At 62.5% G+C, this 26,606-nt stretch carries 22 protein-coding genes, 1 tRNA gene and 2 pseudogenes; 11 read left to right on the top strand and 14 right to left on the bottom strand.

Features of this window, described 5'->3' with window-relative positions:
• The first annotated feature begins 39 nt into the window (after window positions 1-39).
• Window positions 40-830, top strand: a pseudogene (locus NLN62_RS07870) (SMP-30/gluconolactonase/LRE family protein).
• A gap of 313 nt (window positions 831-1,143) precedes the next feature.
• Here the strand turns inward: NLN62_RS07870 and NLN62_RS07865 are convergent.
• Entirely contained in the window at window positions 1,144-3,111 is a 1,968-nt protein-coding gene (locus NLN62_RS07865) for an NEL-type E3 ubiquitin ligase domain-containing protein (RefSeq protein WP_254108289.1), read from the bottom strand.
• Window positions 3,112-3,869: 758 nt separating this feature from the next.
• On the opposite strand from NLN62_RS07865, the pseudogene NLN62_RS07860 reads away from it, so the two are divergent.
• A pseudogene (locus NLN62_RS07860) lies at window positions 3,870-4,130 on the top strand (IS630 family transposase); the annotation flags it as partial.
• 126 nt (window positions 4,131-4,256) lie between these two features.
• On the opposite strand, the gene NLN62_RS07855 reads toward NLN62_RS07860, so the two are convergent.
• From NLN62_RS07855 to NLN62_RS07840, 4 genes are all read right to left on the bottom strand, one after another.
• Window positions 4,257-5,663 (bottom strand): ISNCY family transposase, encoded by a 1,407-nt coding sequence (locus NLN62_RS07855; protein WP_254108288.1) that lies wholly within the window; start codon window positions 5,661-5,663, stop codon window positions 4,257-4,259.
• Between the two features lies 1 nt (window position 5,664).
• Window positions 5,665-6,021 (bottom strand): DUF6788 family protein, encoded by a 357-nt coding sequence (locus NLN62_RS07850; protein WP_371933107.1) that lies wholly within the window; start codon window positions 6,019-6,021, stop codon window positions 5,665-5,667.
• 124 nt (window positions 6,022-6,145) lie between these two features.
• Complete coding sequence (locus NLN62_RS07845; RefSeq protein ID WP_254108286.1) at window positions 6,146-6,658, bottom strand: hypothetical protein; 513 nt, start codon at window positions 6,656-6,658, stop codon at window positions 6,146-6,148.
• Window positions 6,659-7,077: 419 nt separating this feature from the next.
• Window positions 7,078-7,287 carry a hypothetical protein gene (locus NLN62_RS07840; RefSeq protein WP_254108285.1) on the bottom strand — a complete coding sequence of 70 codons (210 nt, stop codon included), beginning with the start codon at window positions 7,285-7,287 and terminating at the stop codon, window positions 7,078-7,080.
• A 1,381-nt stretch (window positions 7,288-8,668) separates the two neighbouring features.
• Between NLN62_RS07840 and NLN62_RS07835 the strand changes: the two genes are divergently transcribed.
• Window positions 8,669-8,875: a hypothetical protein gene (locus NLN62_RS07835; RefSeq protein ID WP_254103650.1), complete on the top strand. Its 207-nt coding sequence runs from the start codon at window positions 8,669-8,671 to the stop codon at window positions 8,873-8,875.
• Window positions 8,876-9,458: 583 nt separating this feature from the next.
• On the opposite strand, the gene NLN62_RS07830 is transcribed toward NLN62_RS07835, so the two are convergent.
• Complete coding sequence (locus tag NLN62_RS07830; protein WP_254108284.1) at window positions 9,459-10,916, bottom strand: IS4 family transposase; 1,458 nt, start codon at window positions 10,914-10,916, stop codon at window positions 9,459-9,461.
• A gap of 1,139 nt (window positions 10,917-12,055) precedes the next feature.
• On the opposite strand from NLN62_RS07830, the gene NLN62_RS07825 reads away from it, so the two are divergent.
• The gene (locus NLN62_RS07825) at window positions 12,056-12,793 is read left to right on the top strand and encodes a DUF1521 domain-containing protein (protein WP_254108283.1); all 738 of its coding nucleotides are present in this window, start codon (window positions 12,056-12,058) and stop codon (window positions 12,791-12,793) included.
• A gap of 528 nt (window positions 12,794-13,321) precedes the next feature.
• Here NLN62_RS07825 and NLN62_RS07820 read toward each other — a convergent pair.
• The 3 genes from NLN62_RS07820 to NLN62_RS07810 form a co-directional block, all read right to left on the bottom strand.
• Window positions 13,322-13,396 (bottom strand) — tRNA-Val (locus tag NLN62_RS07820).
• A gap of 153 nt (window positions 13,397-13,549) precedes the next feature.
• The gene (locus NLN62_RS07815) at window positions 13,550-14,848 is read right to left on the bottom strand and encodes a hypothetical protein (RefSeq protein ID WP_027527978.1); all 1,299 of its coding nucleotides are present in this window, start codon (window positions 14,846-14,848) and stop codon (window positions 13,550-13,552) included.
• A 316-nt stretch (window positions 14,849-15,164) separates the two neighbouring features.
• Window positions 15,165-15,770 (bottom strand): DUF1134 domain-containing protein, encoded by a 606-nt coding sequence (locus NLN62_RS07810; RefSeq protein ID WP_254103653.1) that lies wholly within the window; start codon window positions 15,768-15,770, stop codon window positions 15,165-15,167.
• Window positions 15,771-15,908: 138 nt separating this feature from the next.
• Between NLN62_RS07810 and NLN62_RS07805 the strand changes: the two genes are divergently transcribed.
• A complete protein-coding gene (locus tag NLN62_RS07805) occupies window positions 15,909-16,394 on the top strand; it encodes a YHS domain-containing (seleno)protein (RefSeq protein ID WP_254108282.1) in 486 nt (161 codons plus the stop codon).
• Here NLN62_RS07805 and NLN62_RS07800 read toward each other — a convergent pair.
• Window positions 16,384-17,217: a 3'(2'),5'-bisphosphate nucleotidase CysQ gene (locus tag NLN62_RS07800; RefSeq protein ID WP_254108281.1), complete on the bottom strand. Its 834-nt coding sequence runs from the start codon at window positions 17,215-17,217 to the stop codon at window positions 16,384-16,386. The genes NLN62_RS07805 and NLN62_RS07800 overlap by 11 nt on opposite strands.
• 171 nt (window positions 17,218-17,388) lie before the next feature.
• Between NLN62_RS07800 and chpT the strand changes: the two genes are divergently transcribed.
• The 6 genes from chpT (at window position 17,389) to NLN62_RS07770 (ending at window position 24,101) form a co-directional block, all read left to right on the top strand.
• Window positions 17,389-18,042, top strand: a complete 654-nt coding sequence (chpT, locus tag NLN62_RS07795; protein WP_027527982.1) for a histidine phosphotransferase ChpT — start codon at window positions 17,389-17,391, stop codon at window positions 18,040-18,042.
• A 185-nt stretch (window positions 18,043-18,227) separates the two neighbouring features.
• Window positions 18,228-21,041, top strand: coding sequence for a hybrid sensor histidine kinase/response regulator (locus NLN62_RS07790; RefSeq protein WP_254108280.1), 2,814 nt, complete (start codon window positions 18,228-18,230; stop codon window positions 21,039-21,041).
• A 21-nt stretch (window positions 21,042-21,062) separates the two neighbouring features.
• On the top strand, window positions 21,063-21,533 hold the full coding sequence (locus NLN62_RS07785) for a chemotaxis protein CheW (RefSeq protein WP_254108279.1): 471 nt from the start codon (window positions 21,063-21,065) through the stop codon (window positions 21,531-21,533).
• 70 nt (window positions 21,534-21,603) lie between these two features.
• The gene (locus NLN62_RS07780; RefSeq protein ID WP_007600538.1) at window positions 21,604-21,969 is read left to right on the top strand and encodes a PleD family two-component system response regulator; all 366 of its coding nucleotides are present in this window, start codon (window positions 21,604-21,606) and stop codon (window positions 21,967-21,969) included.
• Between the two features lie 75 nt (window positions 21,970-22,044).
• Window positions 22,045-23,232: a chemotaxis response regulator protein-glutamate methylesterase gene (locus NLN62_RS07775; protein ID WP_254108278.1), complete on the top strand. Its 1,188-nt coding sequence runs from the start codon at window positions 22,045-22,047 to the stop codon at window positions 23,230-23,232.
• Complete coding sequence (locus tag NLN62_RS07770) at window positions 23,229-24,101, top strand: protein-glutamate O-methyltransferase CheR (protein ID WP_027527625.1); 873 nt, start codon at window positions 23,229-23,231, stop codon at window positions 24,099-24,101. The genes NLN62_RS07775 and NLN62_RS07770 overlap by 4 nt, the downstream gene beginning before the upstream one ends.
• 171 nt (window positions 24,102-24,272) lie before the next feature.
• Here the strand turns inward: NLN62_RS07770 and NLN62_RS07765 are convergent, their stop codons facing one another.
• The 4 genes from NLN62_RS07765 to NLN62_RS07750 form a co-directional block, all read right to left on the bottom strand.
• Window positions 24,273-25,433, bottom strand: coding sequence for a glutathionylspermidine synthase family protein (locus NLN62_RS07765; protein ID WP_254108277.1), 1,161 nt, complete (start codon window positions 25,431-25,433; stop codon window positions 24,273-24,275).
• A 3-nt stretch (window positions 25,434-25,436) separates the two neighbouring features.
• A complete protein-coding gene (locus tag NLN62_RS07760; protein ID WP_254108276.1) occupies window positions 25,437-25,664 on the bottom strand; it encodes a hypothetical protein in 228 nt (75 codons plus the stop codon).
• A 66-nt stretch (window positions 25,665-25,730) separates the two neighbouring features.
• Entirely contained in the window at window positions 25,731-26,051 is a 321-nt protein-coding gene (locus NLN62_RS07755; protein WP_027527628.1) for a hypothetical protein, read from the bottom strand.
• Between the two features lie 2 nt (window positions 26,052-26,053).
• Window positions 26,054-26,458, bottom strand: a complete 405-nt coding sequence (locus tag NLN62_RS07750; protein ID WP_027527629.1) for a DUF350 domain-containing protein — start codon at window positions 26,456-26,458, stop codon at window positions 26,054-26,056.
• Window positions 26,459-26,606 lie beyond the last annotated feature (148 nt).

Here is a 26,606-nt window from a genome sequence, read left to right as displayed (position 1 = left end):
TCCGGGAGGCTGTGAAGGCCTGCGGCTGCACGGGTCGCCATGATGTACCTCGACGAGCCACCGCAGGTTATCGAAACGCGTGTCTTTGCGACGATGCCGGCCAAATTTCGCCAGCCTGCGGAGCGCTCCGATTGGGCGGACGCTAACCGCGGTGGCAAACCGGTGGACTGCTTCATCGAAGGACCATCGTTCGACGCTGCCGGAAACCTGTCGTCGACATTCCCTTCGGCCGGATCTTCAGGATTGCACCGGATGGCTCCTGGTCCTTGATCATCGAATATGAGGGGTGGCCGATCGGTCACCGCAATTCCGAATCGTTCAAGGGCTGCAACGATCTGCATATCGCGTCGACCGGCGACATCTACTTCACCGACCTGGGTCAAACCGGGCTGCACGACCCGACAGGCCGCGTGTTTCGCCTGCGACTGGACGCCCGACTCGAATGCTTGATCTCAAACGGGCCGAGCCCAAATGGTCTGGTGCTCGATCCGAATGAAACCGTCCTGTTTGTGGCGACGACGCGCGACAACAGCGTCTGGCGCGTGCCGCAGATGCGCGATGGTGGAATCGCAAAGGTCGGTAGTTTCAGCACGTTCTTTGGAACCAGCGGTCCGGATGGGCTGGCGATGGATCGCGAAGGACGGTTGTTCGTAGCTCATGCGTCGCTCGGCCACGTCTTCGTGCTCGCGCCGAATGGCGAGTGTCTTGCTCGTATCAAATCGTGCGCGGGCCCGACCTGCACGAACGTAGCGTTGGGTCCAAATGGTGCATTGTTCATCACAGAATCATCAACCGGTTCGGTATTGGTCGCGGACCTTTGCTGTTTGTAACACAGAAAGATATAAGCGTGAGGCACACCGCTGCGAGCGCTTTTCTCACGCGAGTTGCCCGACGGCGGTGTTGACCCATGCGTGTACGCGTATTCAACGATTTTGCGCCGGGCGGACGTAACGCGCACGTTATGTGCAAATATTTGATCTGACTAGGCAACAAGCCTGGGAATTTCCCGTTCAATCATACGACCCCTGGACAACGATCGCGAGCAATGGGAACGCATGGGCCAGACCTGAACGGAGAGCCGTATGCGCTGTACTGCCCGTACGGTTCGGGGAGGAGAAGCGCTTATGCGCTTCTTTCTCCATTCTAGAGGCCGCGGTCCCTGCGCACCCGGCGTGTCAGTTCGCCCTTGATCTCAGAGGCGATCTGGTCGCGGATCAAGGCTCCGAGCTGTGTCTCGGCCTCATCGCCAGTCAGGCCATCAGCTATGAGCCGTTGCTGCACGCGGTTGGGGAGTTCCTCCTCCATCGCCTTGAGGAGCTGTTCCTGCATCGCTGAATGAGCCTCGGGTTCGATGCGGCTCAGCACCGTCTCCCAGGGTTGCCAGCGGGTTGCCAGATAGTCATCGAACTGCGTTGCCTCCTCATGCCGCACCCGCATCTCGGCCACGGCGAGATCGCGCTCGGTGACATAGGACGCGGTGAAGAAGCGCATGTCGGGGGCGAGGAGCTGCAACTTCAGCCGCTCGCGCAGTTTGACCTGATAGGCGAGATAGACCTCGATCTCGTCAACAAACCTAAGCGAGCTGACCTTCTCGCGGGCGATCTGGTCGAGTACGCCCAAGCGGAACAGGACACGAGCCTGCTCGATGAGTTGGTCGAGCCGATCGTCATATGCCCCGTCCTCGACATCGGCGGTCAGGCGTGCGCTCTGCATGTGGTTCCAGGCCAAAGTGATGCGATCTTCGCAGCTCGCGCTCGCCCCGAAGGCCTGTTGGAAGTACAGCTCGCGCAATCGTGGCCTCATTGCCACCTGCTGCAGATCCACAGACACCGCTTGCCGAAACGCGGCGCTCCCATAGTTCACGGTGCGTCGCAGCCGGTCGAGAAAGCGCGCATATTCCTGAGCTCCTGCCTCTTCGGCGAACCCCTGCCAGGTCGCGATCATCTCCGGTTCGCCGCCAACCCAATCCGCCACGGCTGCGTGCAACGGCGGCGGCTGACTTGGCCCCGCCTCTCCGCCGATCGAAAAGAAGATTCGAGGGCCGGCGTAGCCCGGCTCACGGATGGCTGTTGCAAGGTTCGTCCGCACCCGCTCGGGCAGCGGGTTGTCGTCCAGTACAACCCTGCACCAAGGGCCCAGCTGTGTCAGCATGGTTTCCGGCAAGCTGGTCAGTTGGTTACGCGTAACGTCGAGCAATTCAAGTCCAGCCGGCAAGGTCTCGGGCAAGTGGGTCAGCCGGTTGCACGCGGCTTCGAGCGTCCGCAGCCCAGCCGGAAGAGTCTCCGGTAGGCTGGTCAGCTGATTATTGCTGACCACGAGGTTTTGCAGCTCAGCCGAGAGTGTCTCAGGCAGACTGGTTAGCCGATTGTGACTCACGTGCAGCGTTCGGAGCGGGAGGGTGTCAGGCAGGCTGGTTAGCTGGTTGCGGCCGACGTTGAGCGTCTGGAGTCCGGCTGGGAGGGGCTCGGGCAGGCTGGTCAGCTGATTACGACCGGCATCCAGCCATACAAGCCCAGCCGGGAGAGTGTCGGGCAGACCAGTCAGTCGATTGTGGTGGACATAGAGCGCCCGCAACCCGGCTGGGAGCATTGCCGGCAGGCTGGTCAGCTGGTTGTTTCCGACCACGAGACGCGAGAGCGGCGCCGGCAGAGTGTCGGGCAGGCTGGTCAGATGGTTAACGCGCACATCGAGTTCCTGGAGCCCCGCCGGGAGGGCATCGGGCAGGCTGCTCAGCGCGTTGTGATTGGCAGAGAGGCTTCGGAGCGCAGCCGGAAGGTAGGAGGGCGCGCCGACGATCTGATTGACGTTGCGCCTGAGCGTCTGGAGCACTGCCGGAAGCGCGGCAGGCAAAGTGGTCAGCACGTTGTTGCCGACATTGAGCTCCTGGAGTTCCTCCGGGAACGCGGTGGGCAAGGCCGTCAAGGACAGCCGTGACAGATTCAGCGGCCCGTCCACATCGCCAGCCGTCTGCCAAGTCCTCGTCCGTCTTGCCGCCTCTTGCCGGTCCTCGACTTCGCTCTGCCCGTCCGCGCTAGCCCAGGCGTCAAGGATTTCGTCCAGTGATGGTTCGCTGGCCGGCCAGGCATCGAGGCTCGCGCGCGCCCCGGTCAAGGCGTCGATCCTGTGTGCCGCGCGCCGGTTGAGAGCTCGCTGGCGTCTCGTTCGGAAGCGTCGGAACTATTGCCAGCGACCCGCTGGGCTCGTGCTGTGTTCATCAACCACCTCTCTGCGAAAGCCAAAATCAGGAGAAATGCGCCGGAACGACGTTTGTCGAACCCGGCAATGCGTGTCGACGAATGATGAAGCGTTCGAAATCAAGGCTCCGGTTGCTATCATGGGGGCTATCGAACATGCCGCCTCATTCGCGCTCAGAACAGCTGCAGCCAGACGCAGCATGTCAGCACCAGGTCCGGGTCCTCGAATTGAAACGACGACAAGCTTCTCGGATCGTTCCCTCCTGTTTGATTGCATACACTTCAGCAATATGGATGGATCGACACTGCACCCAAGTCGGGGGGCGTGAAGTCAATGCAATAACCATTCCTTCGTGCTCATAATTTCCCGATCTCGAACCAACGGGACTGACGAACAGCCTGGTGCGCGTAGCCCGACGTTTGCTGAATGCGCCAACGATCGGGTTCGCTCCTTTTGCGAGATCGGCGTTCATTGTTAGTTTCAAATGTAGTTGAAATCGTGGGCGTGGGCGCTTGCTCAATGCTACCAATAATTCGATGACGGCCACGCTGGCCCCGTCCTTCGCATTGCGGCTGCCGATCTTGTTCGGAACAAGTCGCACGCGGGAGACGGCGGCCGTATTTTTAATCCGACAGCCATTCTCGCCGCCGCTGTCGGAAACTGGACAAACACGAGAGCCCTGGCTCAAGGCCCATCCCAATGTGCAATTTCATTTCACGCCGACAAGCGCGTCCTGGCTCAATCAGGTCGAGGTATCGTTCTCGATCTTGCAGGGGCAGTCGCTCAGCGGTGCCTCCTTCACAAGCCTGAAACAGCTCGAGCTACACATCGATGCCTACATCAATGCATACAACGACAAAGCAGTGCCCTTCGTCTGGACCAAGAAAAAGGTCCGTCAACGCCGGTTCAAAGACCGCCGTGTCACTCAGCTCTGATTCCGGGTACTAGCTACTTTCCGGCGCAAAATTGATGTTTTGGAGAGAGTGGCCGAGGGCGTCCGGCAACGCAAAAGTCGCCGGAGGTGACCGGCGGAGTGTTGCAGAGTCAGATGGCGAGGCTGTCTATGGGGCGGTCCGCTTTTCCATTGCACGGCCGATATTGACGATGTTGTCGGCGACGACACCGAGGCCGACCCAACGCTTCATGCCGGCCTCGCCTTTGTAGCGGCAACGGTTAAGCCCATGTCGCCGCTTGGCTACGCTGATGCGGCCCTCGCATCCGGTCCGCCATTTTTGGCCGTTACGGAACCAGCGCTTTTTCTGCTCGCACCTGCGTTCAATGCTCTTGGTTGAGCGGTTGGGGATGCAGACGCGTCTGACGCCTTTCGCTTTCGCGGCTGCCTCATTCTTTGCGGAGTAAAAGGCGGCGTCTGCCGCCACGAGGCGTGGCGCACGTCCGAGCATCGTTTGATGCGTTTCGATGGCTGCAATCAGCAGCTCCGAATCGTGCGGTCGCTGAGCGTAGACTTCATAGTCGATCACGATCTGGTTTTCGGCCTCCTGTAGTTTCACCATCTTGCCGAACTCGTTGGGCTTGCCCGCTTTGCCCTTGCGAATGACTTCTGTCGATGGCTCGAACAGGCTGAGGATCTTGCCTTCAGAGCGCGTATCACCACGGAAGATGCGCGCTCTGGTCTGCTTCATCACCTGCTTGATGAGCGGCACCATCGCATCGAGTTCCTGACGCAGGCCCTCCAGCATCAGCTGCTTGCGGGCGCTCGAGGCGCGCTTCACTCGTTCGGCGATCTCCTTGGAGAACCGCTTCGCCTGTCCCACCACCCGGCTGGTCGAACTGAGCAGTTTGCCATACGCCCGCGTGAGCTTCTCCCGGCTCTGCTTGGCTTTGGAGCGCGCCGCGCGCGCGATGTCCAGCACCCGCAGCCTCACGGTCCGGCTACGGTCGGACAGCGCGGCTCCGACCTCGCCAGCGATCGTTGTGATCTTCTTCATGGTGCGGATCAGCACCCGAACACCGTCTCCCAACAAGCTCGAGTCGGTCGGATAGTGGATGTTGGTCTCCACCACCGTTGTATCCACGCGCATTCTGCGCCCTTCCGTCACCCCCTTGTCTCGTGCGAGCTTTACCAGCCTTTCGTGAATCTGTTTGACCACGTCCGGCCCCACCGCCACGCCCCAGCGCCCCATGGTCTTGGCATCGGGCGTCTTGGCGGCGCCGACGCGGGTGAAGTCCCGGTACACCAGATTGGCGCGCACTTCGCGCTCCAGCACGCCATAGCTCCAGTTACGGATGTGCTTGAGAATCAACAAGCGGAGCACCACTTCGGCTGGAGCGCCCGGTCGGCCGCGGCTGCGACTCTTGGGATGCCGCTTCGCCAACGCTTCGTACACGGCAGCTACGATTTGTTCGTCCGCCAGCACTTGGTCGGCGTGTGTCATCCAGTCTTCACGAAGATCGCTCACTTCCTCAGTGATCAGTCCGTCGCCGAAGCTCAGCTGCGCCCGCCGCATCTTAATCACAGCTCTTGCCCCCGCGTGCTCGGCGCTTTGTCGCGGCTCTCTCCGGACGCAGCAAATCGTGATTGAGCTCGCAGATCGTCTCGATCGCCTCCTTCAGCTTCTGATAATTGTCGAGCCAGCGGCGAACCTCGGGAACCCGTTCGCGGCGCACACTGATTTGCCGGGTTCGTCCACCGGCGTAGCTCACCGTCAGCACGAAGACCTGGTGCCCTTCGCCGCGCGCGCATTTCGGGCAATCTTTGGTATGTCGGACAGTACGCTCCAGCAGCGAGCCACGCAGAATCTCGCCGGTGACCGGCAATTTGCCGGCCAGCTTCTGGCGGGCCCGGAGAGCTTGCGCGCGTTTCATCCGCAAGAATGAATCAGCGGCAGCGACCAACGTCAACTGCAATTCCGTCCGACCTTGCAGTTTTCAGCCCACCGGCCGATTCTATTCAAAGGCTAACCAGACCAAATTTTGCGCCGGAAAGTAGCTAGGTCAGTGTGGTACCTTCAACTTCCAGAGCCTCGACGGCGGCATCGTCAACAACAACCCGTTCGACTACGCACAGTTCGCATTGATCGGGGGATCGTCGCGCGCTCCGACAGATGGCACGACCGTCGAACGGACGAACATAATGGTGGCGCCGTTTCCCGAGCCGCCGAATTTCCTGCCTGTAGGCTCGCCTTCTCCCGCGCTCACCGCGATCGTCCGCGCGCTGTTGCCGGCGCTGCTCAACCAGGCGCGCTTTCGCGCTTCTGATCTCGCTCCCGCCGTCGACGGACGCGACTTCAGCCGTTTCCTGATTGCGCCGCTGCGCCGCGTTCCCCGGATCGAGGCGCCGGCCACGGTGGAAGCGCGGGTTCCGCTCGAACGCTACGCGATCGCTTGCGGCTTGCTCGGCGGCCCCGGCGGATTTCTCGACGAAAGATTCCGCGCGCACGATTTCCAACTCGGCCGACGGAACTGCCAGCAATTCCTCAGCAAAAGCCGTGGCGGCGGACAACGTCGTCGTCGGTCGACCAGGCGGAGTCGGCTCGGAGCCCGTTATTCCGCTGCTCGGCGCGGCGGCTAATCCGATCCCGCTACGGCGTTGGCCACAGATGGGTGTGCAGGATTTCGAGGTCCTGTGCCGACGGATGACGGCGCGGATCGATGCCGTCGGCTGCACGCTTCGCTCCCTCACTCGCCACCTCGCTCTGTTGCCGTCGATCGCCAATGTAACTACGTATTGGCATATCGCCGACGAACTCGGCCGGGAGTCAGAACATCATGCCTTCAACCTCTTGCTCGTGCCGTTTCCCTATTCCGTTCCTACAGCGAGTGTCGATGCCACCCTGCAGCAAGACCACCACGTCAGACAGACGCCTGTCCGCACTGCTGTCGTGTTGAGACATGTTCATGTCGCACCGAGAGCGCGCGGTCTCAGGTTCGATGAAGTAGGCTTGATGGTTTCCGTGCGCGCCAATCTTCAGTGTCGTACTTTTCCACCGGCAACTGCAACGTTTTGGCCCGTTCGTCGCGGTCGTTCTTCCGAAACTCACGCTCGCGGCGCTCGAACTTGGTTAGCTCGTCGTTCGCGGCTCGCATGAACTCAGCGCGCGAGGTACCGGCGCTTTGGGTGCGGGCGGACATACTCGTCTCCTGACAATCTGGTCAAAAACGTAACCGAAACGCCGGCGAGTGGGCCCTCAAGGTTACATCATCTTCAGAACGCCGCGAAATGGCAACGTATTGGGTGAACCACCGTGAACAAAACGTAGGCAACACCTAACAAGGCAAAACATATCAACGGCTTAGTCTGACCGAGTGTGCGCCGGGAGGCCGGCAAGGAATAGATGGTGAGAGTCCATTACGACCAAGGAGTAGCGCCTCACATCGGCCCCGAGCCGTGCGGCAGCGTCCGAGAGGGCGCTGGCGAAGCGTCGGCAGGGGAACATGCAGGCCAGCCATTGAGCGTGTGCTGCAGCAGCATAGGAAAGGAGAGTTCGAGATGAACGCCTACCCGACGCTGCGCTATCTGAACCGACGCCTCGCGCGTTGGGCGGTGGCTAAATACAAGCGCCTCAAGCGACAGCGCCGGCGGGCAGAGGATTGGATCCGCAGGACCTGTTTGCGCGATCCAACGCTCTTTGCTCATTGGCCTGTGCTAGCCTAGCAAATCGGCCCGCGTTCGTGAGAAGCCGAACCCCCGCGCTCTCATCCGGCGGCGGAGGCAGATGCCGCGTCACTCGAAAAGAAGACAGCCGGCGGCCCGCAATCGAGACTTGGAAGACGCGAAACACAAGATCGCCGATGCAGGTCTCACCGTGATCCGCGCGCAGATCGACTCCTCGATCTCGGCGCGCCGCTGCCGAACGCGTGATTTGCACCTCCAGCGCGCAATAGGTCTCGTACAGCTCAGTTATGGCCATGGCTGCCTCCGGACCAGACAGATGCAAGTGGCCGCCCCGTCAGCTTCTCGTCAGGTGGATGCGGCATACGCGACATACTGATGCTCGTGGAAGAGGCGACCAGTATCGGCGGGCTGGTCGCCCGCGCACTGGCACGAGCTTCGGCGGCACGCGGTGCACGTTCCACGGCGACGCACCGCGTGCCGATTTTTCCACCGTTGTGACGGCATAGCCTCTCGAATTGCAGGACGGTCGCACCGCTGGCGTTATAGCGCGAGCGCCGCTTATCGAACGGCGAAAATCAGCAAGGCAAAGAACCTCACGCGCTCGCGGCCGGCCGAAGCGTTGCGTCTCGCGGTGCGTGCGCCACGCGGCTGCCTCGCTCTCACCGACCTCATCTTGGATCCGGCGCATCTCGTCTTGGATGAGCGCCGGACGCCGCCGGGCTGTGGCTTTTTGTTCGGTCAGTTCTTCGGCCTCGATCAGGACGAGACTAGACCTGCTCGTGCGTGATCCGGGCGAGGCGCCGAGCCTCTTCTTTGAGATCGAGGAGCAATGCTGGTTGCATCCCTTGCTGTGGCCGTCTCCGAGCAAGATGGTGCCGTGAGATCGACGAGATGCTGATGGATGGTGGAAAGCACTTACAAATTTCAGGCCGTTCCATTCTAGAGCTTGTGATCTATTACGCCGAACGGAAAGTCAACGATCCACTTGTGTTCGGATCAATCGACGCGTATGGCACGCGTTTCGTCGCGTTACTCGAAGAAGATGTCCTCTTGCAGGGTTCTGAACGAGGGGGCGAAGGGCCAGCCGTCGATACTTTCAAGTAAATTAAGCCGAGCGACGTTGATCGGCGCGCCTACTGGGTCTTTCCCGACCTTCGACGCGTTGCTTTCGTGTTCAGCGTCAATGTCTCAGATAGGATCAGCGGCTAGGGCACGTTGACTGGAGGCAAGGGCGCGGTCGAGCGCGGCACAAAAACATCCTGGCGCGGCCCATGTGCGGCCATCATGATTGAAAGCGCCGCGAAGAGAAGTAGAAGTATTCTCATTCGAAAAGTGACTCCCGAAACCGTGCCTCAACCATAAGGCGGTTCAACGACGTCTGATTGCGCTTCGACAACCTCCGAGGCCTCTCGAGTATTCAGTTTCGTTCACGAAACGGGGGAGCGCTTCTGCTCGGGTTTCCGAGTTTTCAAAGCGCGTCGTTTCATTGTTGCTGTCAGCTTCTTAGCTCTTGATCGTTTGGGTGTCGTAGAGGGTGCCCCACCGGCTCTAAAATCAAATCTATCATCGCTCTCTCGTCTCTTCATGAAACACCCCAACGAACAGGTTTGCAGGTCTTCGCTCTAGGAGAAATACATGAACAATGCTGTCTACTTCGGACGGGCGCGTTAGTGGGGTTGCACCACTTTCAATTACCCACAAATTCTCCTCCGACCATGGCGCCCAGCGCGATGTCGGTGAGGCGTGACAGCCCGCGCCACATGACGGTATTGCCGGGCGGCGGATCGCTGGCGCGGGCGAGATAACCGCCAAGCCGGGCGATCTTGATCAGATAGTGCGAGAGCGTTTTCTGTCTTGCTTTTGGTTTGTCGTTGGCGAGGCGATCGAGCACACCGATTTCAGTCGCAGTCAACGCGAGGGTTGGTGGCGCGTCTGGGGCGGAACGGTTGAGCATTGTCATCCAGAAGACCCGCCAACTCAGGATGCAAAACAGTGAGATCAGATTGGTCAGACGCTGGGCGGTCCGGAGCTTCGACTCCTCAGCTTTGCAGCCCGATTTGAGGATCTTGTGGAACACCTCGATCTTCCATCTCAAAGCATACCATTCGAGCTTCTCAATGGCGTCGGTGCGGGAACCAACCGGCAGGTCGGTGATCAGCTTCCAATCGATCTTCTTTCTGTTTTTCGGCGTCCCGCGCTCTTCGGCATGGATCACCGTCAGGGTCAGAGCGGGATAGCGCTTCTGCTTTCCGATCGGTGGCAGGATGCGTATCTTGCGATACCGGATCTCAAGAACGGCCTGGTCGGGATCGCCGTTGCTGTCTCTGACTTCGATGCGATGGAGCCCTTTGACGGCGACCTCGTCCATTTCGTCAGCGATCGTGTGATCCCCGTCTCCAGCCAAGCGGTCGACGCAGGTCCTGATCAGGAAATGAGTTCCGATCTCCTGTGCTGCGCAGAAAAGCTCGTAGATGTCACTCTCGCGATCACCGATATGGATGCATCGTCCCGGATGATCCACGAGTTGCGTAGACTGCTTGAGATTTTCCAACCACCGGACGCTTTCCTTTTTCTCGATGGGAATCCGGGTCGGATTGATCTTCTTTTTAAGCGCTGCCGTCCCCTTGAATTTCTTCCGGGTCCAGAACTTAACGGCCGCCAACCCCAGCGGCACACCCTCGATTGTAACCGCGAGGCTCGAATGCATCAGGATGCCGCAAACCGTGTGCGATCTGAGGCGACCCGCCTTATCCCGCCCACTGTTTATGCTCTTGGTGATGCCGATCGCTTCTGACTTCTCGCGTTGATAGCTAAACTCCGTTGTGTCGTGCAGCACAAGAACGAGACCTTCAGCAGCGGCGGTACGATCACGTGTCGATTGGAAATGGCCGGCCAGAATGTCCGCTTCGCTGACCCGGTCATTGGAGAAGAAGCGGTAGGCTGCCTTGGTATTCGCCCAATCCTGGCAGACGAGCGGAATGCTTTGTCCCATGGCGCTTCCAATCTGCGTGAGCAGTTTGCGGAATCTGTCGCCGAGCCGCGCGTCCCTAAACTCGCATCCACTACTCTCTCGATCAATCCAACATTCGCCTTCCAAGGACCGCAAACGGCCTTTTGCCGATCGATCCCTTAATGTCAGCCCCATAGAGCACCCCCTCGCGAATCAGGTGCTCAGCAAGGAATCACAAGTGATTCTTTCGACTCAAGATTTTGCCGATCAGCGGATCAGCCCGAGTGGTCAAAGTTATGGGTAATTGAAAGGTTGCACCAGAGCTTACAGCGACATCCGAACGGGTCTATCGGCGAGCAATCCTCTGACAACGGGGGATCGGTTGCAACCACCAACATCTATCGGTTGTGCTCGAGCTGAGATCTGACGGACGTGTCGAGCCACAATGCTGTGGGGCTCAGCCTTTTAGGCATGGAAGATCGTCTAAGCGATGAGGATCAAATGGTGGTAACTCCCGGAATACGATCCCCTTGGTTGGAGAAGTCAGTATCGGCTTGATCGACCGATTTCCCGCAAAGCCGAGAGTGAGAGGAGAACTTGAGGCGACAGTCCAAGGTTAGGTAAGGCAAATTCTGACAACGGTCGGGGAGAATTGGACGGCCATCGAATTCAATACGGATCTCTGCCGCGCATCGCGCCACATCCCGTTTTGCTATCCCCGTGAGGACATCTTCCCCAGCCGACAAGGTGGCGCTCGTGGCTCGGCCGAAGTCAGCGGTCTCGCTCAGTCCTTGTTGAGGCTGTCGGACGGGTCGCGTCCACAGCCATTACGTGCGATGCGTTAGGAAGACCCGAATGTCGTTTTGCTTACGTGACAGGCCCAACGTTGCCGTGTATGGCGCGCCACCAATGGTGAAATTCGTCTGCTGCCGGTCCTCGTTCGGCAACACGCCCATGTAGTGCATGCCCCGCATGAGCTCCACAGGCGCACGTCGGTCGGGTGGTAACGAAAGCTGAGCTGCTAGTCGATCGTTGCTCATCGTCAGTTTTTCGACAGGTGCTGCGGGTAGAGTCCCTGCGAGTTGGATGCGCGCGATATGAACGTGCCGGGGAGCTCGGATGAGAGAGGCAGGGTCGCCTCATCTCATCAAGGCTCGTGTCGTTGGCAACGAGAAACATGGTGCGCCCGCCACGTGCGGGCGAACGGTGCTTTCGGAAGATTTCGTGAGTAATGTGCCCGGTTGATTATGCGCGTGGCGCTCGCAGTCTGCCGCTTACTTCAATGCAACAGGACTTCAATGCAACAGGAGTGAATTACAATGGTGTATCTTCCCGTGACCGGTCTTCCCGTGGTCGGCGCTTTCGATTCGGCGACGAGTAATTTGGTGCCGGAAGGCGCGGCCGCCAATACCACGTTCGATACATTGTTGGAGCCGTATGCCGGCGGTGTTCCGGCGGGCGCCTACCAGTACCAGAGCCAACCGCCTTCGCCGGATCCGGTGTGGACGCATGAGGTCAAGGACGGCAAGGCCACGATCAACCTTGGCGACAAGGACACGATCACAGCCAAGGAGAATGACGGCACCTGGATGGTTCGTAACAACGAGACCGGCCATGTCACGAAGATCCACGGCGATCCTCACGTCGATGCCAATGGCGACGGCAGGGACGATTTCGATTTCAAGAAAGACATGACCCTGCAGCTCGATGACGGCACAAAGATCACCGTGAACACCGTCGTTTACGGTAACGGCAAAACCATCTCCTCGAAGCTTACTATTACGAACGGCGACAACGCCATGGTTATCGAGGGGCTCGGTGACGACAAGGATGGCAAAGACAATCTGAAGGTGACGCAGTCCAACGCCGGGCGGACTCTCGATCAGTTGACGCCCGATGGCTCGCAGACAATCCATGAGGAAAATCAGGGGTGGGTCGACGGCCGCGGACGCGAGGTGAATCAGGCAATTATCCACCACAATGAGAACCCTGACCCACCGCCAGATCTCAAGACGCTGATGCTTGATATGAGGATCGAGCGCATGATCGGTCGCCATGGGCGGTTGCCCTGAGGTTCGATCCAAGTCCGTTCGTTAGTCATGGAAGCGGGCGCTTCCGCCCGCCTTTTTCATCCTCCGCGCAAGAGTTGGTGGATGAAGGCAGGGTGCGGCGGCGCATCTACCATTATCGCCGCTCTCACATCGTTGATGATCTCGGCTGTCAGTGCTCTAGGAGCCTGTCCGAGTAGTCCCTGTTCAATTGGGTGGGAGACCGACACATCCGCGAGCCAATCGCCATAGACGACCCATGCATGCCCGTCCCAATCAAGGTTCGACTCCGAGAACAGCTCTTTGCCATCGAACCTCCTTGTCTTCGCCGAAGATGCGTTTGTCGCCAGTGTAAAGCGAACGGGCCACGACGTAGCCGCGCTGCGAACCGAGCCTCTCGAGCGCCAGTGAATACAACGCGCTCATCAGGACGCACTGGCCCGATATTTCGCCGGTCATCAACTGTGCCGAAGTGCCCCAGTTGTGCCCCGGCTTTTCTGGGGCACACATCCAGGGAATTAGTTCATTAAGTGGTTGATGATAAAGGCCTAATGGTGGGCGCACAAGGGATCGAACCTTGGACCTCTCCCGTGTGAAGGGAACGCTCTCCCGCTGAGCTATGCGCCCGGGACCAATGTGCCGGTCAGGCGGTTGGCCGACCGGCATGTCAGAGCCCGCGATTTAGAAGTGCGGGCCAAAGGTGTCAAGTTTTCAGGCGGCATCCAGCCGGAAAACTGTCCGTAGACTTCGCAATCCCTGCGAAAATCGTCTTTTGGCCGCTTACGCGCCCTGTTGGCGGGCGCGGGAGGCGTGGGCCTGGAGGGCGCGGATGCGCTCGGCGAGCGTGCCGCCGCCCTCGGGCAGGCCGGCCGCGGCCGCGCCGTTCGTCGTGGCGCCATTGGCCGGGCGAGGGGCGGGCTTCGGCGCCTGGCCTGCCTCAGTCGCGAGCAGCGCCTCGATCGGCGAGTTCGGGCCTTCGAGCTGTATCGCGAGCTTGGCCACCTCGGCGGCGATGTCGTTGATGCGCTCGCGCAGCAGCGCATTCTCCATGCGCTCGGTCGCCCAGGAGCTCTCGGCCTGCTGCTGGATCGCGTTGATGTCGCGCTGGAGCTTGCCGCGCTCGTCGCGCGCGGCTTTGAGCTGCTCCTCGAGCGCGGCCTTCTCGCTGCGCAGCGCCTCCAGCGCCGGCGACTTGTTGCCGGCGCTGAGGCCGGCGATCTCGGTGCGCAGTTCCTTGATGGTGCGCTCGGCCGTCTCCTGGCCCTGGCGGAGCTGGTTGTTCTCGTAATCGCGCTCGGCGAGCAGCTTGCCCTGGGTTGCGAGCCGGCCCTCGAGATCGGCGACGCGGCCGGACAGCATCTCGGCCTCCTTGACCTGCACGATGAGCTGGCGGTCAAGCTCGGTGACGCGCTGGCTCAGATTCTCGACACGCCCGCGCGCGTCGGTGAGCTCGCGCGAAGCAGTTTCGGAGTCCGAACGCTCCTGCGTCAGGCGCGCCTGCGTCGAGGCAAACTCCTTCTCGGCATCGCCGACGCGATTTTTCAGCTGCTCGATCTGCGCACGCACCGTGACCAGCTCGACCTGGCGGCTTTCCGCCATCATCGAACGGTCGGAGAGCTCGTGGTTGATCCTGGCGAGTTCGCCCTGCTTGTCTGTCAGCGCCTGCTCGGCGGTGCGCAAGCTTTCGGTCTTGGCGCTGAACTCCTCCTCGGTGGCGCGGAGCTGCTCCTTCACCGCCTTCTCGCGCGCCTCAAGCGCGAAGATCGTGGCGTTCTTCTCGCCAAGCTCGATCTTCATGCGGTTGATGGCGTCGCTCTTCTTGCCGAGCTCGGCAAGCTGGCTCGTGGTCTTGTTCTTGAGCTGATCGACGCTCATTTCGAGCCTTCGCGCGGACATCGCGAATTCGGCGCGGAGCTGGTCCTTGTCGGCCTGGATCTCCGCCATCGACAGCGGCGTTGCCGCCTCGAGCCGACGCGTGGTCAGGCGCACCGCGCGGTTATGCACCAGCGGCACGATCGCGAGCCCGCACAGCATCGAGAGCAGGAAACCGATCGCAAGGTACATGATCGGTTCGACCATGAGCCAGAACTCCCAAAGACAAGGAAAAATTTACCAAAGACCATGCCATGGCGGGCCGGCAAAAAGCCAGCCCCGGCCCGTCGTTAACGTGAATCTGTAACCGAAAAAGTAGGGGAGCCTCAGGACGTGACGGCTCCCGCTAGCGGAAAGGCAGCTCCGCAACGGCTCCATCTATCCGGCGCGCCGCGATGATGCAGTGATGCCGCTGATTTGCGCGACGGTTCCGCACGATGCGCAAGGCATCGCGCCGGTGGTCATCGGCTACTTTGCATGGGGTTGTTTTCGACCTTTTTGTCGAAGACCCCGGGCGAGTTCTCTAGAACGGGTTCCAGGTCGCGCGCGGCGTGTATTTCAGATAGCCGATATTGGCCCCGAGCCGCAGACCGATGCCGGACCGGATCGGCACCAGCACGATGTTGTTGGCGGTCAGCGCCGTCATGCCGAAGCCGCCGATGATGTAGGCGGAGCCGTCGATGCCGGCGAAGCGCTGGTAGATCGCGTTGGTGGCGGGCAGGTTGTAGACCAGCGTCATGGTGCGCGCGCCGTCGCCGCCCCAGTCGAAGCCGAGCGAGGGCCCCTGCCAGAAGACCCTGAGGTCGCCAGCGTTCTTGGTGTAGAGCGTGCCTTCGCCATAGCGCAGGCCTGCGACGAATGCGCCGGACCCTTCCTCACCCAGGATGTAGCCGTTCGGCAGGCCCCATTGGCTGACCGCCTTCTCGATGATCGAGGCGAGCCCGCGCGAGACGTTGCCGAAGAAGCGGTGGCCGGCGCCGACGAGCTCGTCCGGCCCATAGGTGTTCGGCGTCGGGGTCCGCTGCGGCGGCGGCAGGTTGGGCGGCGGCGCCTGCTGTGCGGAGGCCGGCACGATCCAGCCCACCAGCGCGGCAAGTGCGACCGCGGCGAGGCGTGATGCGAAAGTCATAAAAGAACCCCTGGTATCGAATCCGGACGCACCTTTAACCTGACGCCAACAGGCGAGGGCTAGGTTGCGCTGGATGTCCCCTCGACTCGGATGTTATCCGCAGCAACTATGACGGCACAACGGCAGGAAGATAGCCCTTTGCGCCCCGGAATTGCCTTGATCGGCCCCTGGATCGCGCTTTTGGCCGGCCTTTGGCTGGTCTTTTACGGCCCGGCGGTCGAGGCCGCCACCACCGAGCGGATCGTGGTCAACCGCTTTTCCGGGGTGGCCATCGAGGGGTTCGATCCCGTGGCCTATTTCGTCGATGGCGGGCCCGTCCAGGGCACCGCCGAGTTCGAGGCAAGCCTGTGGGGTGCAGTCTGGCGGTTCCGCAACGAGGGTAACCGGGCCGAGTTCCTGGCCCATCCCGAGGTCTATGGACCGCAGTTCGGCGGTTACGATCCCACCGATATCGCCCGCGGTGTTGTCATTGCGGGCAATCCCCGCTTCTTCGTGATCTCGGCCCAGCGGCTCTATCTGTTTAGCCGGGAGGACAGTCGCGACGCCTTTGCCGCCAATCCCGAGCGTTTCCTCTACGAAGTCGCCAAGCGCTGGCCCGCGCTGCAGGAGCAGCTCAGCCAGTAGGGCCGAACTCGCCTTGCGGGTCGCCCCAGGCGATGAACTCCGGGACGATGAAGTCGTCGCGTTTCTCGCCGAACCGGATCTCGCCGCCCTTGCCGTCCGTGACCTTGCCGCCGGCGGCGGTGACCACGGCACAGCCGGCTCCGACGTCCCATTCCGAGGTCGGGCCGAGGCGGGGATAGATGTCGGCAGTGCCTTCGGCGATGCGGCCGAATTTGACGGCCGAGCCCGCCGTCTGCCTGACCGCGCCGGGCCGGCTGGCAAGGAAGGCTTCGCTCCTGGTATCGCCATGCGAGCGGCTGACCGCGGCGACCCAGGGCTCGCCCGGCTTCGGCAGCTTTCGGGTCCGGATCGGCTCGGCGGCGGTGATGATAGCGCCATCAAACTTCACGCGCTCCGCGCCGCGCCCGACGATGCCGCGCCAGAGCAGGCCGAGCGCGGGCGCGCTGACAATGCCGAGCAGCGGCACGCCATCGGTGATGATGGCGAGATTGACGGTGAACTCGTCGCGGCCCGCGACGAATTCCTTGGTGCCATCAAGGGGATCGACCAGGAAGAAGCTGCCCTGAAACGGCAGCGTCGCAAGCTGAGCCCGCTCTTCCGACAACGTCGGCACGTCGGGCGCGAGCTGCAAAAGCCCCTCGCCGATGATGCGGTCGGCGGCGAGGTCGGCTTCGGTGACCGGCGAGCCGTCCTGCTTGCCGTCGACCCGCATCGCGGCCCGATTGACGGCGAGAATCGCTTCGCCCGCCTTCAGCACCAGCGCGGTCAACGGCTCCATCAGGCCAAGGGCAGTCGGCCCCTCAATGCGCCCCTTCACCTGCATGCCTCATTCATCGGCAACCTCTTTCGCCTCGAGTTGATTCGCGTCCCTTATGGCCGCTTCGAGCCTATCGCAAGCGCTAGCTGCGACGGGGGTGCGAATGTTAGAACCCGAGCCAATTTTAGGGCACGCGTGATTCGCCGCCTTCTGGCCGTGCAATTCCAGGAACCATCGATGTCTGGCACCTCGTCACCCGGTACTGCTACTGCTCCCGATATGCTCGAACTCGCGGCGCTTCTGTGCTCGCGGGTCTGTCACGACCTCATCAGCCCTGTCGGCGCCATCGTCAATGGCCTCGAGGTGCTCGATGACGATCCCAAGCCCGAGGATCGTGAATTCGCGCTGGATTTGATCCGCAAGAGCGCCAAGACGGCATCGGCGAGGCTGCAATTCTGCCGGCTCGCCTTCGGCGCGGCCGGATCGTCCGGCGCACAGATCGATCTTGGTGACGCGCAAAACATGGCGCGCGGCCACATCGAGGACGGCAAGTGCACGATCACCTGGAATCTGCCGCGGCTGCTGTTGCCGAAGAACCGCGTGAAGTTGCTGCTCAACATGCTCGTGATCGCGCAACATACGATCCCGCGCGGCGGCATGCTGAAGGTCGATCCGATCGGCGACGGCGAGACCATGAGCTTTTGCGTCACCGCCACCGGACACAATGCGCGCCTGCCGCAGAACATCGCCGAGCTCTTGAGCGGCGAGCGCGGACCCGCCGCGGACGCGCATGCGATCCAGCCTTATTATACGCGACTGCTGGCGCAGGCCTGCGGGCTCACCGTGAAGCTCGCGCCCGAGGGCGAGGCGATAACTGTTACGGCTTCGTAAACGGCTACCGCACGGCACTCGTTAATCAAAGCTTTACAAGGCGCTTCGAAACCTTCGGAGCGCCTTATCTCTTTGTTGGTTCCGTTCTTTTGCACTTACTCAACCAATATTAAACGCTTTGCGGAGAAGCTGGCCCCATTCTGAAAGGCGCACATGTGCGCCCTCCCTTATGAAGGCCCGTTTTCATGGATGATCTGTTGCGGGAGTTTTTGACGGAGACCAGCGAGAGCCTGGACACCGTCGACAATCAGCTGGTGAAGTTCGAGCAGGAGCCGAACAACGCCAAGATCCTGGATAACATCTTCCGCCTCGTCCACACCATCAAGGGTACCTGCGGCTTTCTGGGGCTGCCGCGGCTCGAAGCGCTGGCGCATGCCGGCGAGACGCTGATGGGCAAGTTCCGCGACGGCATGCCGGTCACCGCTGAGGCGGTGACGGTGATCCTGTCGTCGATCGACCGCATCAAGGAGATTCTGGCCGGGCTCGAGGCGACCGAAGCCGAGCCCGAGGGCACCGACCGCGACCTCATCGACAAGCTGGAAGCGATGGTCGAGCAGGGCATGGCCGCAATGGCTGCTGGCGGAGCCGCACCAGTTGCTGACGCCCCGCCGCTTGCGCCGGAAGCCCCGGCCGCCGCTGCACCCGCCAAGGAGATGACTCAGGGCACGCTGATCGAGCAGGCGCTGGAGCGCCCGTTGCGTCCGGGCGAGGTGTCGCTCGACGAGCTCGAGCGCGCCTTCCGCGAGACCGCGATCGAGGTGCCCGCGCCGGCTGCGGCTCCTGCCGCCGCGCCCGCGCCGGCCGCCACCCCGGCGCCTGTTGCGAAGGAGGCTGCCAAGGAGGCCAAGGCCAAGGAGAAGGCCAAGGAGAAGGCCAAGGAGGCAAAACCCTCGCCCAAGAAATCGATGGCGGACGAGAGCGTCACCGAAGGCGACCGCGTCGCCAACCAGTCGATCCGCGTCAACGTGGATACGCTGGAGCATCTGATGACCATGGTCTCCGAGCTGGTGCTGACCCGCAACCAGCTTTTGGAGATCTCCCGCCGCAACGAGGACACCGAGTTCAAGGTGCCGTTGCAGCGCCTCTCCAACGTCACCGCCGAGCTGCAGGAAGGCGTCATGAAGACGCGCATGCAGCCGATCGGCAATGCCTGGCAGAAGCTGCCGCGCATCGTCCGCGACCTGTCGAGCGAACTCGGCAAGCAGATCGAGCTGGAGATGCACGGCGCCGACACCGAGCTCGACCGCCAGGTGCTCGACCTGATCAAGGACCCGCTCACCCACATGGTGCGCAACTCCGCCGACCATGGCCTGGAGACCCCGGCCGAGCGCACGGCGAGCGGCAAGGGCGAGCAGGGCACCATCCGGCTGTCCGCCTATCACGAGGGCGGCCACATCATCATCTGCATCGCCGACAACGGAAGAGGCCTCAACACCGAGAAGATCAAGGCCAAGGCGCTCTCGTCAGGTCTCGTCACCGAGGCTGAGCTCGAGAAGATGAGCGAAGCCCAGATCCACAAGTTCATCTTCGCGCCGGGCTTCTCGACCGCGGCCGCCATCACCTCGGTCTCCGGGCGCGGTGTCGGCATGGACGTGGTGCGCACCAACATCGACCAGATCGGCGGCACCATCGACATCAAGAGCGTTGCCGGCGAGGGCTCCTCCGTCACCATCAAGATCCCGCTGACGCTGGCCATCGTCTCCGCGCTGATCGTGGAAGCCGGCGGCGACCGCTTTGCCATTCCCCAGCTCTCGGTTGTGGAACTGGTGCGGGCCCGCGCCAACTCCGAGCACCGCATCGAGCGCATCAAGGACACCGCGGTGCTGCGCCTGCGCAACAAGCTGCTGCCGCTGATCCACCTCAAGAAGCTGCTCAAGATCGACGACGGCGCCGCCAGCGATCCCGAGAACGGCTTCATCGTGGTCACGCAAGTCGGCAGCCAGACCTTTGGCATCGTGGTCGACGGCGTGTTCCACACCGAAGAAATCGTGGTCAAGCCGATGTCCACCAAGCTGCGCCACATCGACATGTTCTCGGGCAATACGATCCTGGGCGATGGCGCCGTCATCATGATCATCGACCCCAACGGCATCGCCAAAGCCTTGGGCGCCTCCGGCTCCTCGGCCCATGACATGACCGACGAGAATGCCGGCCATCACATCGGAAGTGGCGAGCAGACCACCTCGCTGCTGGTGTTCCGCGCCGGCTCCAGCCAGCCCAAGGCGGTCCCGCTCGGCCTCGTCACGCGCCTCGAAGAGCTGCCCGCCGACAAGATCGAGTTCTCGAACGGCCGCTACATGGTGCAGTACCGCGAGCAGCTGATGCCGCTGGTCGCCATGGAGGGCGTCACCGTCGCGAGCCAGGGCGCCCAGCCGATCCTGGTGTTCGCCGATGACGGCCGCTCCATGGGCCTCGTCGTCGACGAGATCATCGACATCGTCGAGGAGCGCCTCAACATCGAGGTCGGCGGCTCCAGCGCCGGCATTCTGGGTTCGGCCGTGATCAAGGGCCAGGCCACCGAGGTGATCGACGTCGGCCACTTCCTGCCGATGGCCTTTGCCGACTGGTTCACCCGCAAGGAGATGAAGCCGTCGATGCATTCGCAGTCGGTGCTGCTGGTCGACGACTCGGCGTTCTTCCGCAACATGCTGGCCCCGGTGCTCAAGGCCGCCGGCTACCGCGTCCGCACCGCGCCGACCGCGCAGGAGGGCCTCGCCGCGCTGCGCGCGCAGACCTTCGACGTCGTGCTGACCGACATCGAGATGCCCGACATGAACGGCTTCGAGTTCGCGGAAGTGATCCGCTCCGACCACAATCTCGGCGCGATGCCGATCATCGGGCTCTCCGCGCTGGTCTCGCCGGCGGCGATCGAGCGCGGCCGGCAGGCCGGCTTCCACGACTATGTCGCCAAATTCGACCGTCCCGGTCTGATCGCGGCGCTGAAGGAGCAGACCGCAGGTGCGGCCGGCGCCTGCGAGCTGAACCGGGCTGCGGCTTAAAGCGGGACAAGGGAAAGACAGATGAGCAGCAAGACGCAAGGCAGCGAAGGTGCGATGGTCGAGTACGTCACCGCGATGATCGGCGGCCAGCTCTTCGGCCTGCCGATCTCGCGCGTCCAGGACGTGTTCATGCCCGAGCGCGTCACCCGCGTGCCGCTCGCCTCGCGCGAGATCGCGGGCGTCTTGAACCTGCGCGGCCGCATCGTCACCGTGGTCGACATGCGCGCGCGCCTCGGGCTGCCGAGGCCCGAGGACGGCAAGGTGCCGATGGCGGTCGGCGTCGACCTGCGCGGCGAATCCTATGGCCTCTTGATCGACACGATCGGCGAGGTGCTGCGCCTGCCCGAGGACGGCAAAGAGGAAAACCCCGTCAACCTCGACCCCCGCATGGCCAAGCTTGCCGGCGGCGTCCACCGTCTCGACGGCCAGCTCATGGTCGTCCTCGACGTCGATCGCGTCCTCGAACTCGCGCCCGAGATGATGGCTGCCTGAGACGACGGTCGGCCCGCCGACCGACCTGCAATTGGAAGTGTCCCGCCGGGGACAGGAAGTAGAGGCTCACATGAGAACTTGTCTCGTCGTTGATGACTCCAGTGTCATCCGCAAGGTTGCGCGCCGCATCCTGGAAGGCCTCGACTTCCAGATTCTCGAAGCCGAGGATGGCGAGAAGGCGCTGGAAGCTTGCAAGCGCGGGCTGCCCGATGCCGTGCTGCTCGACTGGAACATGCCGGTCATGGACGGCTACGAATTCCTCGGCCATCTGCGCCGCATGCCCGGCGGCGACCAGCCCAAGGTGGTGTTCTGCACCACCGAGAACGACGTCGCGCATATCGCGCGCGCGCTGCACGCCGGTGCCAACGAGTACATCATGAAGCCATTCGACAAGGACATCGTGACGGCGAAGTTCCAGGAAGTCGGCCTGATCTGACCGTGCTGCCCGGGGGCTGAACGGATCCTTCGGCGTTTGTTTCAACTGAACCGTTCCAGTCTGAGTTGGTGAGTAATGAGTGTTGCGTTCGCTGGAAATTCGGCCATCAGTCCGTCGCGGGAAGGGCCACTGCGCGTGATGATCGTCGACGATTCCGTCGTCATCCGCGGTCTGATCTCGCGCTGGATCGGCGCCGAGCACGACATGGAGGTGGCGGCCTCCTTGCGCACCGGACTTGAGGCGGTCAACCAGCTCGAACGCATCAACCCCGATGTCGCCGTGCTCGACATCGAAATGCCCGAACTCGACGGCCTCACGGCGCTGCCGCAGCTTCTGGCCAAGAAGCGCGATCTCGTCATCATCATGGCCTCCACGCTGACCCGCCGTAACGCGGAGATCAGCTTCAAGGCGCTGTCGCTGGGCGCGGCCGACTACATTCCGAAGCCGGAATCGACCCGCGAGGCCTCCGCCGCCGATATATTCCATCACGATCTGATCCAGAAGATCCGTCATCTCGGCGCGCGGCTGCGCAGGAAGGCGGCGGTCGCAAGCCCGTCGCTCGCGCCCGCGAGCCCGGCTCCGCTTGCGCGTGAGCCCGCCGCGCGTCCTGCAGCACCGGCGCCGGCCGCACCGACGGCCTCAGCCGCTTCGCTCGTCAAACGCTCGTTTTCGACGCAGGCCCCGAAGGTGCTGTTGATCGGCTCCTCGACCGGCGGGCCGCAGGCGCTGATGTCGCTGGTGACCGATCTCGGTCCGGTGATCGATCGCTTCCCGGTGCTGATCACCCAGCACATGCCGCCGACCTTCACCACCATTCTCGCCGAGCATCTGGCGCGCTCGAGCCGCAGGCCCGCGCATGAGGCGATCGATGGCGAGGCGGTGAAGCCGGGCCAGATCTATCTCGCGCCGGGCGGCAAGCACATGCGCGTGGTGCGGAGCGGCGCTGAGGCCGCGATCGCGCTCGACGACGGACCTGCGGTGAACTTCTGCAAGCCTGCGGTTGATCCGCTCTTCACTTCCGCCATCGACCTCTGGCACGGCGGTATTCTGGCGGTGATCCTGACCGGCATGGGCTCGGACGGCATGCGCGGCGGCAAGGACATCGTCGCCGCCGGCGGCAGCGTGATCGCGCAGGACGAAGCCACCAGCGTGGTATGGGGCATGCCGGGTGCGGCCGCGAATGCCGGCATCTGCGCCGCGATCCTGCCGCTCAATCAGATTGCACCGAAGGTCAATCGGCTGTTTTCGGGAGACCGGTCGTGACGCCGATGGATTATGAATACCTGCGCAAGTTCCTGAAGGAACGTTCGGGCCTCGATCTCTCCGCCGACAAGACCTACCTGGTCGAGAGCCGGCTCATGCCGCTCGCGCGCAAGGCAGGCCTCGCCGCCATTCCTGATCTCGTGCAGAAGATCAAGAACGGCGATGCCAGGCTCGCGACCGACGTGGTCGAGGCGATGACCACCAACGAGACCTTCTTCTTCCGCGACAAGATCCCGTTCGATCATCTGCGCGACACCATCCTGCCGGGCCTGATCCAGGCGCGCGCGGCGCGCAAGAGCCTGCGCATCTGGTCGGCGGCATCGTCGACCGGGCAGGAGCCCTATTCGATCGCGATGTGCCTGAAGGAGAAGGGCGCGGCGCTCGCCGGCTGGCGCATCGAGATCGTCGCGACCGATCTGTCGCAGGAGGTGTTGGAGAAATCCAAGGCCGGCGTCTACAGCCAGTTCGAGGTGCAGCGCGGCCTGCCGATCCAGTTGCTGGTGAAATACTTCACCCAGTCCGGCGACATCTGGCAGCTCAATGCCGACGTCCGCTCCATGGTGCAGTTCCGCCAGCTCAACCTGCTCCAGGACTTCTCGCATCTCGGCACGTTCGACGTCATCTTCTGCCGCAACGTGCTGATCTATTTCGACCAAGACACCAAGGCGGTGATCTTCGAACGCATGGCAAAGAGCCTCGAGGCGGATGGCACGTTGCTGCTTGGCGCCGCCGAGTCCGTCGTCGGCATCACCGACGCCTTTCGTCCCGTCGCCGACCGCCGCGGTCTCTACCAGATCAATCCGGCGCGCGGCGCGCGTCCGGCGGGTGCGCCGATGCTCGCAGGCATGAGGATCGCCGCGGCGCGGTGAGGTGCCTTCTTCCCTTCTCCCCTTGTGGGAGAAGGTGGCGCGAAGCGCCGGATGAGGGGTTGCTTCCGCGAACTCAAATGCGAGAGGTCAATCGCGGAGAGAGACCCCTCACCCGCCTTCGCTTCGCGAAGGCACCCTCTCCCGCAAGGGGAGAGGGTAAGAATGCCCGCCTCACAAGATCGCGTGCGGCAAGAATCGCGAGCTGTTGCCGGTGATGGGGCTTTCGTCCTCACGGATCGACAGGCCGCAGGGCTCGTGATTCACGAGCCAGCTTCCGACCACGGGATAGAAGCCGGAGAAATTCGGGAGCGGCGAGAGTGCCTGGCGGACAAAGCCTTCGGCGCCGTAGGGGCCCGTGTGCTCCTCGAGCGGCGCGCCGCCAGAGACCAGCGTGACGTTGGCGCCCTCGCGCGACAGCAGCGGCTTGCGCACGTAGGAGCTGCCGAGTTCGGCGGCGCGCGGATCATCCTCGAAGAAGGCCGGCAGCAAATTGGGATGGTTCGGAAACATCTCCCACAGCAGCGGCAGGATGCCCTTGTTGGAGAGCACCGCCTTCCACGGCGGCTCGATCCAGCGTGTCGGCGCCTCCTTCAGCTTGGCGCCGAAGGCGTCGTGGAACATCCATTCCCAGGGGTAGAGCTTGAAGGCGAGCGTGATGTCGCGATCGTCGAGATCGACGAAGCGGCCGCCAGCCTCGCGCCAGCCGATCTCCTCGATGTCGAGCAGCGTCGTCGATAGCCCTGCCTGGCGCGCGGTGTCTTCGAGATAGGCGAGCGTGCCGGCGTCCTCTTCGTTGCCGGTCGTGCCGGTGAGATGCAGATGCTGGCCTGCCGCAATCGCCTTCCAGGCCTCGATCAGCCGCTCATGGATGGAGTTGAACTGGTCGGCGCGCGCCGGGATGATGCGCCGCTCGATCGCCTGTTCGAGCCAGGTCCATTGAAACACCGCGGCCTCGAAGATCGAGGTTGGCGTATCAGCGTTGTATTCGAGCAGCTTGGCCGGCGACGTGCCGTCGAACTTCAGGTCGAGCCGGCCGTAGAGGCTGCGGTCGTCGCGCTCCCAGCTCTCGGAGATCAGGTCCCAGAAGGCCTCCGGGATCTTCAACCGCTCCAGCAGCCGCTCATCGATGATGATGCGGCCGGCGAGTTCGATGCACATCGCGTCGATCTCGCCGGTCGGCGTTTCGATCCCGCGTTCGATCTCGTCGAGCGTGAAGGCGTAATAGGCGCGCTCATCCCAATAGCGCTCACCGTCGATGGTATGGAAATCGAAGCCGGATTGCTGCGCGGTTTGCTCCCAGTCGTCGCGCTCGGGACAGACGATCCGCTGCATGCGCTAGCCGCCACCGTGGCCATGGCCGCCATGGCCGTGCCCGTGGACGACATGCAGCGTGCCGCCGAAGCCGCCATAGGTGGCGGGCCCGCAATAGGGTTGTCCGTCGATGCCGGGAACGGCCGTCATTCCGGGTCCGCAGTCATAGGGCCGCCGCACAAATCCCATCGAGACCGCGCTGACCGCGGCACTCCCCATCAGGGTCAGCACGACCCGTCGCGAACGTTTCATGTTGCTTCCTCCCGACGCCAATCAAGCAGACCGGCCAAAGGCGGTGAATTCAAAACGTGGCTCGGCTCAACCGCCTCCCGAGAAGCCGAAGGCATGCGCGGACGAGCCGAAGCCGCCCCGCGTCACACCGCCGGAGCCGCTGCTGTAGAAGCTCGATCGCGACGACCAATGGCCACCGCCGCCGCCGCCGCTCGACGAGCAGGCCGCCATGCCGGGCTGGTCGCAGTTCTGCCGCGGTATCAGTGTGTAGGCGGCGGTGCCGACAGCGATCGCGCCCATCACCAGCAATGCGACCTCGCCGGAGCGCTTGACCGGCTCCTTCGGCGGCAGCGGCAAGGGCTGAGGATGGCGCTTGCCGAAATCCTTGTTGGGGCGCTTCTCGGCCATGGTCAGTAGATCATGCAGGCGGCGTTGAGCAGGCCTGCGGCGAGCGAGGAAAGGCCGAGCCAGATCGCAGGCGCCATGTCGCCCGCGGCGATCCGCGCCGACAGGTTCGGCACCGGCACCTTCACGACGTAGAACACCACGACCTGGACGATCAGCGCGATGAACGCCCAGATCAGGCAGTCCAGCACGTTGGCCGAATGTGCGATGGCGCTGACCAGCGGTGCGACGAAGCCGAGCAGGCTCAGCCCCAGCGCAATCGCTGCGGCCGGATCATTGTCGCGGATGAGCTGGAATTCGTTGTGCGGGGTGATGCGGGTGTAGACGAACAGATAGGCCACGATCGCCACCAGCCCGGTGCAGAAATAGACCAGAAAGGCTGGCAGGCCAGCAAGCGATTGCAGGATCATCGTTCCCCCGGTGTCAGGCCAGTATTCGTCGGCAGGCCGAGGATACCGGTTCAACGGTTAGAGGGGGATGAAGCTCTGTTCGTATCCTCCAAAAACGAAAACCCCGCCATTTGCGGCGGGGTCCAGTCGGGGAGGAGCGAGCCACCTG

The sequence above is a fragment of the Bradyrhizobium sp. CCGUVB23 genome, assembly GCF_024199885.1.
Taxonomy (GTDB): domain Bacteria; phylum Pseudomonadota; class Alphaproteobacteria; order Rhizobiales; family Xanthobacteraceae; genus Bradyrhizobium.
Note: the sequence above shows the minus strand (reverse complement) of the source record. Positions and strands in the feature narration are given on the sequence as shown.